The sequence below is a fragment of the Ornithinimicrobium murale genome (assembly GCF_003352835.1).
In the GTDB taxonomy this organism is placed as follows: Bacteria; Actinomycetota; Actinomycetes; order Actinomycetales; family Dermatophilaceae; genus Ornithinicoccus; species Ornithinicoccus muralis.
The window spans coordinates 50216-57667 of the sequence record NZ_QLVD01000018.1 but is presented as its reverse complement, the minus strand read 5'-3'; the positions used below and the strand labels follow the sequence as shown (position 1 = coordinate 57667).

At 70.0% G+C, this 7452-nt stretch carries 8 protein-coding genes and 1 pseudogene; 5 read left to right on the top strand and 4 right to left on the bottom strand.

Annotation, left to right across the window (positions count from 1 at the left end):
* Positions 1-113: 113 nt before the first annotated feature.
* From DPQ65_RS06385 to DPQ65_RS06375, 3 genes and pseudogenes are all read right to left on the bottom strand, one after another.
* Positions 114-548 (bottom strand): annotated as a pseudogene (locus DPQ65_RS06385) (sigma factor); the annotation flags it as partial.
* 10 nt (positions 549-558) lie between these two features.
* On the bottom strand, positions 559-978 hold the full coding sequence (locus DPQ65_RS06380; RefSeq protein WP_114906554.1) for a YciI family protein: 420 nt from the start codon (positions 976-978) through the stop codon (positions 559-561).
* A gap of 112 nt (positions 979-1090) precedes the next feature.
* On the bottom strand, positions 1091-1315 hold the full coding sequence (locus DPQ65_RS06375; protein WP_114906553.1) for a hypothetical protein: 225 nt from the start codon (positions 1313-1315) through the stop codon (positions 1091-1093).
* A gap of 156 nt (positions 1316-1471) precedes the next feature.
* Between DPQ65_RS06375 and DPQ65_RS06370 the strand changes: the two genes are divergently transcribed.
* The gene (locus tag DPQ65_RS06370) at positions 1472-1759 is read left to right on the top strand and encodes a hypothetical protein (protein ID WP_114906552.1); all 288 of its coding nucleotides are present in this window, start codon (positions 1472-1474) and stop codon (positions 1757-1759) included.
* Positions 1760-1792: 33 nt separating this feature from the next.
* Here the strand turns inward: DPQ65_RS06370 and DPQ65_RS06365 are convergent, their stop codons facing one another.
* A complete protein-coding gene (locus DPQ65_RS06365; RefSeq protein ID WP_114906551.1) occupies positions 1793-3925 on the bottom strand; it encodes a copper-translocating P-type ATPase in 2133 nt (710 codons plus the stop codon).
* 133 nt (positions 3926-4058) lie between these two features.
* Between DPQ65_RS06365 and DPQ65_RS06360 the strand changes: the two genes are divergently transcribed.
* From DPQ65_RS06360 to DPQ65_RS06345, 4 genes are all read left to right on the top strand, one after another.
* Positions 4059-4403, top strand: a complete 345-nt coding sequence (locus DPQ65_RS06360) for a cupin domain-containing protein (RefSeq protein WP_114906550.1) — start codon at positions 4059-4061, stop codon at positions 4401-4403.
* A 77-nt stretch (positions 4404-4480) separates the two neighbouring features.
* Positions 4481-4849: a VOC family protein gene (locus tag DPQ65_RS06355; RefSeq protein WP_114906549.1), complete on the top strand. Its 369-nt coding sequence runs from the start codon at positions 4481-4483 to the stop codon at positions 4847-4849.
* Between the two features lie 177 nt (positions 4850-5026).
* The gene (locus DPQ65_RS06350) at positions 5027-6415 is read left to right on the top strand and encodes a hemolysin family protein (RefSeq protein WP_114906548.1); all 1389 of its coding nucleotides are present in this window, start codon (positions 5027-5029) and stop codon (positions 6413-6415) included.
* On the top strand, positions 6415-7446 hold the full coding sequence (locus DPQ65_RS06345) for a hemolysin family protein (protein WP_114906547.1): 1032 nt from the start codon (positions 6415-6417) through the stop codon (positions 7444-7446). The genes DPQ65_RS06350 and DPQ65_RS06345 overlap by 1 nt, the downstream gene beginning before the upstream one ends.
* Positions 7447-7452: the final 6 nt, after the last annotated feature.

The window sequence follows — 7452 nt, the reverse complement described above, 5'->3', positions numbered from 1 at the left end:
GACCCAGTGGAACACCCCGACAGCGAGGCCGGGCGATCACTCCGGCCCACTCCCCATAAACGCCCAGCCAGCCCGCGGCCAGCCACTCAACCCAGGGCATCGGTGGATCGAGGCTTAGCGCGGCTGATCCGCTGCGCCATGGTGGCCTCCGGCACCAGGTAGGCCGCTGCGATCTGGCGCGTCGTCAACCCGCCCACGGCCCGCAACGTGAGGGCCACCGCTGAGGAGGGGGAGAGCGCCGGGTGGCAGCAAAGGAAGAGCAGAAGCAGTGTGTCGTCGGTCCGCTCGGTGGGGCCGGGCGGCGGCTCGTCCAGCACCACCTGCTCCCGGTGTCGGCGAGCGACCTGCGAGCGGTGCGCGTCGACATACTTGCGCCAGGCCACGGTGACCAACCACGCCCTCGGCTCCCTCGGCATACGCTCCGGCCACCGGCCGATCGCCTCGATCAGGGCCTCCTGCACGGCATCCTCGGCCGACGCGAACTCCGCGCCGCGCCGGACGAGGACACCCAGGACCTGCGGCCCGAGCTGCCTCAGCAGCTCCTCCACGACGCGCTGCTCACTCCGTCGCGCTGGGCGACTCGGTCAGGAACGGCCGGACCTCGAGCCACTCGTGGATCGGCTCACCACCCTTGCCGGGGGCAGCGGACAGCTCGGCAGCCGCCTCGTAGGCACGTTCCTGGCTGTCGACGTCGATGATCATCCATCCGGCGATGAGATCCTTAGTCTCGGCGAACGGCCCGTCCGTGACCGGAGGCTTCCCCTCACCGTCGTAGCGGACGAAGGTCCCCTCCGGCCGGAGAGCCTGCCCGTCGACGAACTCACCCCGCTCACGGAGCCGGTCGGCAAAGTCGTTCATGTATCGGATGTGGTCGGTGACCTCCTGCTCGGACCACTGGTCCATCGGGACCGCTGCGGCGGGCAGGTCCTCCGGCCCGGAGTTGCGGCGGTAGTGCTTCAGCAACAGGTACTTGGCCATGGTGTCTCTCCTTGCTCCGTGGCGGCTCGTCCGGCCACCATCACCCCTGGGACGGAGCCGGTCAACGCTTCTCGACATCGTCGCGGACCATCATCCTCGCGTCACGGGCCGGTCACAGGCCGATGCCGAAGTTCCGTTCATCCTGGACCAGCCACAGCACGAAGCCCGCGGAGGCAAGGACAAGCGCGCCCACATTCAACACCGAGACCCACCCCGGCGGGCGTTCGTCGTAGGAGGCCAGCGTCCGGTTGCGCACGCGCCGGGCCACGAGGTCAACCGCCTCGGTCAGTCCCCAGATCACCAGAGCGATCACGATCAGCACTCCGCCGGTGGACATCAACGTCCCCTTCCCTTCGGTCTGGACCCTACCGGGATGTGCAGGAGGAGGCGCCGCTCGTCGCCGCCGGGGCGTTGCCTGTCCTGTGCGGTTGCGCCGCCAGCACCGTGGGGCCACGCTCGGGAGAGGCGCGCACGCGCCCGAGAGGAGGTCGCCATGTCGACCGATCACCCGGACCCGCACGGACACGGGGCACCCGACCCGGACTACGACGAGAGCGCCCCACGCTCTCCCGGGCCGCCACCCAGCGACGCGGACTATGACGAGAGCGCCCCACGCTCCCCAGGACCACCACCCAGCGACCCGGACAACGACGAGAGTGCCCCGGCCTCGCCCGGGCCGCCCCCGAGGGACCCGGACCTCGATGAGGACTCGGTGGACTCACCCGATGAGACGCCCAAGAGCCCGGGCCCGCCGCCGGGCTCGGTGCCGGACAACCCCTGAGTCCGCAGCCGAGCCCGCGCGTCGGCCGCGGCTTCAGCCGCCCGTCACGGCCTGCACGCCTGCCTCCGGACTGAGGTCGAGGCGGCGCAAGGTCTGGGCGTTCACCGCGACGATGACCGTGGACAGCGACATCAGAATCGCGCCGACCGCCATCGGCATGACGAACCCGACGGGCGCGAGGACGCCCGCTGCGAGCGGCACGGCGACCAGGTTGTAGCCCGCCGCCCACCAGAGGTTCTGCTTCATCTTGCGGTAGGCGGCTCGCGACAGGTCCACGATGGACAGCACCGAGCGGGGGTCGTCGCTGGCCAGGATCACACCCGCCGAGGCGATCGCAACATCGGTGCCGGCACCGATCGCGATGCCGACGTCGGCCCGCGCCAGGGCGGGGGCGTCGTTGACACCGTCACCGACCATGGCCACAGTGGCGCCACGGTCCTGCAGCTCGGCGACCTTGTCGGCCTTGTGCTCGGGGCGCACCCCGGCGAACACCTCATCGATCCCGAGGTCCGCGGCGACAGCGCGGGCCACGGGCTCGGCGTCGCCGGTGATCATGACGACCTGGAGGCCCAGCCGGTGAAGGGCGTCCACGGCCTGCCGCGACTCAGCACGGACCTCGTCGGAGACGGCGAGCGCACCGACGACCGCTCCGTCACGGACGACGTGCAGCACGGTGGCCCCGTCACGCGCCCACGGCTCGCTCTCGGGAAGGGCGCTCAAGCCCTCCTCCTGCAGCAGGTAGGGCCCACCCACCCGCACCGTGGCGCCGTCGACGGTGGCGGTGACCCCGACGGCCGGTGCGGCACTGAAGTCGGTGGCTCCGGGCACATCCAGCCCCTCCTCCCGGGCAGCGCGCACGATGGCACGGGCCAGCGGGTGCTCACTGTCGCCCTCGGCAGCGGCGGCCAGGGCGAGCAACTCAGCACTCGGCATACCGGCTCCGTGCATGGCCCCGACAGCAGGCTCACCACGGGTCAGGGTGCCGGTCTTGTCGAACAGGACGGTGTCGACCGAGCGCATCCGCTCCAGAGCCAGCCGGTCCTTGATCAGCACACCGCCGCGTGCGGCCCGCTCGGTGGTGATGGAGACGACCAGCGGGATCGCCAGACCCAGGGCGTGGGGGCAGGCGATGACCAGAACCGTGATCACCCGCTCCAGCGTCGTGCCCGGGTCACTGACCAGCAACCAGACGACGGCCGAGATGACGGCGGCAGCCAGGGCATACCAGAACAGCCAGGCCGCGGCCTTGTCCGCCAACCGCTGGGCCCGGCTGGAGGACCCTTGCGCCTGCTCAACGAGGCGACGGATGCCGGCCAGCGCGGTCTCCTCGCCGACCGCCGACACCTGCACCCGCAGGCCGGAGTCGGTCGCGACGGTGCCCGCGACCACCTGGTCACCCTCGCTGCGGCGCACCGCCTTGGACTCACCGGTGATCATCGACTCGTCCATGGCGGCCGCTCCCTGGACCACGACACCGTCGGCCGGCACCCGGCCACCAGGGCGCACCACGACCACGTCCTCGACGGAGAGATCCGACGGCGCCACGGTGACCACCGAGGACCCCTCGACCCGCTCGGCCTCATCGGGCAGCAGAGCGGCCAGCGACTCCAGCGCGGAGGAGGTCTGGGCCAGCGAGCGCATCTCGATCCAGTGGCCCAGGAGCATGATCACGATCAGCAGCGCGAGCTCCCACCAGAACTCCAGCTGGTGTGAGATGAGCCCGAGGCTGGCCGCCAGTGAGGCTCCGAAGGCAACGGTGATGGCCATGCCGATGAGCAGCATCATCCCCGGCTCGCGGCTGCGGATCTCCTCGAGCCCACCGGTATAGAAGGGCTTGCCTCCCCAGAGGAACATCACGGTGCCCAGCACCGGCGCCACCAGGCCGATCCCCGGCACGTCGGGCAGCTGGTAGCCGAGCAGGTCGGCGAACATCGGGCTGGTCAGCACGGTCGGGACGGCCAGCACGAGCATCACCCAGAACAGCCGCCGGAACATGGCGACGTGGTCACCGTGCCCCGCGTGCCCGGAGTGCCCCTCGTGAGCACCGTGCCCTTGGTGACCTCCGTGGTCGACTGCGTGGCCGCTGTGGGCGTCATGAGCCTCGTCGCCAGTGGCGGCAGCGTGGCCTTCGTGCGCAGTGTCGTGGTTGTGCGCCTTCTGCGTCATCACTCTCTCCTCAACGTATACCCATGGGGGGTATGTCCGACAACATAGCGCATCGCTCAACTATTTCGCCAGTGGTAGCGCCACCCCGCCTCCGCAGCTCGCACGCTGCTGCGGACACCCCTACCGTCAAGACATGGAAGGCTTCGTGATCGATCGCACCGACGGACGTGACGACGGGGAGGACTGGGCCGAGGACTACGAGGAGCTGCCGGGCGGAGCCGCCGTCTCGCTGATCCTGGAATCCACCAGCAAGGAGGGCGTGGGACCGCGACTGCACAAGCACCCGTATGCCGAGACGTTCCTGATCCGGCGGGGCTCAGCCACCTTCACGATCGCTGGGGAGACGGTCACCGGGCGGGCCGGGCAGGTTCTCGTCGTGCCCGCCGACACCCCGCACACGTTCGCGACCGGTCCGCAAGGCTACGAGGCCGTGCACATCCACGCCAGCGTGGCCTTCGAGACGGAGTGGCTCGAGTAGGCCACCGACCGGACGCACCCGCCGCGTCCGGTCCTGGACGGCTGCCGACCGTCGGTCCCGGGCGCTAAGTTGCGACTATGACTCTCTCGCTTGCCATGGTCACCACCGATACAACCGACGCCGAAGGGCTTGCGGCCTGGTGGGCTCAGCAGACCGGCGCCGACATCGCTGAGACCAACGACGGCTGGTTCGTCATCGTGCGGGGCGGGAGCCTGCCGGTGTGGCTCGCCTTCCAGAAGGTCGACGAGGTCTCTCCCGGCAAGAACCGGTTGCACCTGGACCTGAGCGCTCCCGACCTGGAGGCGGAGGTCGAGCGACTCCTGGACGCCGGCGCCACCCTCGTGGCCCGTCGTGGTGACGAGCACTTCCGGTGGGTCACCCTGGCCGACCCGCAGGGCAACGAGTTCTGCGTGTCCGGTCCGCACGTGCCGAGCGCCGAGGACTGACCGCAGCCAGGTCACCGGGGTGAGCCATGCGGTGGTGAACCACAGCGTCCGGAACACTGGGGGTCGGTTGCACGTTGCGGCCCCTGAACTGTCCGATGTCGAGGAGACCCACCGCATGAGTTCCGACGGGCCAATGCCCTGCCCCCTGACGGTCCACCACCGGCAGGGGGTCAACCCGTGAGTGCTGTCCTGTCGCTGCTCATCGGCCTGGTCGTGATCCTGGTGATCACCGCCGCCACCGCATTCTTCGTGGCGCAGGAGTTCGCCTACATGGCGGTGGACCGCTCCCGCCTGGGCGCCCGGGCCGCCAGTGGTGACGCCGTGGCCCAGCGCGCCCTGTCCATCACCAAACGCACCTCCTTCATGCTCTCCGGCGCCCAGCTCGGCATCACGGTGACCGGACTCCTGGTCGGGTATGTCGCTGAGCCGCTGGTTGGACAAGCCGCCGGTGAGATGTTCGGTTGGGCCGGGGTGCCGACGGGCACAGGCATCCTGATCGGCACAGTCATCGCCCTCGCCCTGTCCACCGTGGTGCAGATGGTCTTTGGCGAGCTGGTGCCCAAAAACCTCGCGATCTCCCGTCCCGAGCCGGTGGCACGGGCGCTCTCCCTGCCGACCGTCATCTACCTGCGACTGACCGGGTGGCTGGTCTGGATCTTCGACCAGTCCTCCAACCTGCTGCTCAAGGCCCTTGGCATCGAGCCGGTGCACGACGTCGAGCACTCCGCGTCCGCCCGCGACCTGGAGCACATCGTGGCCGAGTCGCGGCGCAGCGGTGACCTGCCCGACGAGCTGTCCACGCTGCTCGACCGCATCATCGACTTCCCGCAGCGTGACGTCGAGCATGCGATGATCCCCCGCTCCCGGGTCGGCGTCGTGCACGCCGAGGACACCCTGGGTCAGGTCCGCGAGCTGATGGCGACCCAGCACTCCCGCTATCCGGTGCTGGACGACGACGAGCAGATCCTCGGCGTGGTGCACCTGGTCGACGTGCTGACCTCCACGGCGGACGACGCGACCCCCGCCCGTGACCTGGCCCGCCAAGCGGTGATCGTGCCGACCGTGATGATGCTCCCGGAGGCGCACGAACAGCTCACCAGCTCCGGCAACAAGCTGGCCTGCGTCGTCGACGAATACGGCGGTCTCACCGGCGTGCTGACCCTGGAGGACCTGGCCGAGGAGTTCGTCGGAGAGATCACCGACGAGCACGACCCGGAGCCACCACCGGAGGCGGTCGAGGAAGACGACGGCGCCTGGGTGCTGGACGGCGACGTCCACGTCGACGAGATCGAGCGCGCGATCGGACACACGCTGCCCGACGGCGACTACGAGACCGTGTCCGGCCTGCTCATCGCCACCCACGGCGCGCTCCCCGAGCAGGGCGACGTGATCGTGGTGCCGATCGAGCCCCAGAGCGTGCTGGAGAGCGAGCACGAACAGCTCGCGCTGCACGTGGAGGTGCTCGAGCTGGACCGGCACGTGCCCTCCCTGCTCCGGCTCAGACTGGTGCCCGCGCCATCAGATGAGTCGCTGGGACGCTCCGCGGACGCGCAGGAGACGGAGTGATGGAGAATCCCTGGGTCGTCGTGCTCACGACCATCGCCATCATCGCGCTGAGCGCGTTCTTCGTCGCCGTCGAGTTCGCTCTGATCGCCGCCAAGCGGCACCGCCTGGAAGACGCGGCCAGCTCGAGCCGGTCGGCCCGCGCCGCGCTGCGCAGCGCGACCGAGCTCACCCTGCTGCTGGCCGGTTCACAGCTGGGCATCACGGTGTGCACCCTGGCGCTCGGCGCCATCACGAAGCCGGCCGTCCACCACTGGCTGACTCCCCTCTTTGAGACCTGGGGCCTGGCCTACTGGATGGCCGACGTCGCCGGCTTCGTCCTGGCCCTGGTCATCGTGACTTTCCTGCACCTGGTGGTCGGCGAGATGGCGCCCAAGTCCTGGGCGATCGCCCACCCCGAGCGGTCCGCAACCGTCCTCGCGCTGCCGATGCGAGCCTTTATGTGGGCCACCAGGCCACTGCTGCGGACCCTCAACGGCACCGCCAACTGGATGCTCGCGCGCTTCGGCGTCGAGGCGGTGGACGAGGTGGCGACCGGTCAGAACCCGGACGACCTGCGACACCTGGTGGAGCACTCCGCCAACGTCGGTGCCCTGGACGCGCGCTTCTCCTCCCAGCTCAGCGGCGCTCTCGACCTGGAGAACCTGCGGGTCCGCGACCTGCTGGGAGAGCGACCGATCACCCAGGTGCCCACGTCCGCCACCGTGGCGCAGGTGCGGGCCGCGAGCCAGCGGAGCGGTCACCTGCGGATCCTGGTGGGCTCCGGCACGGGCACGGACGGCCTGGTGCACGTGCGGGACACGCTGCTGCACCCTGACACGACGCCTCTGGCAGGCCTGGTGCGTCCCGTCTTCACACTGGACCCCGAGACGAAGGTCTATGAGGCGCTCGCGCAGATGCGGGCGACCGCAAACCACCTCGCGGTGGTCTCCGAAGCGGGTCGCACCGTTGGCGTGGTCACGCTCGCCGACGTCCTGCGGCTGCTCCTGCCGGAGGGCGAAGGCGAAATCCACTCCGCGCAACCCACCGCCTAGCCCTAC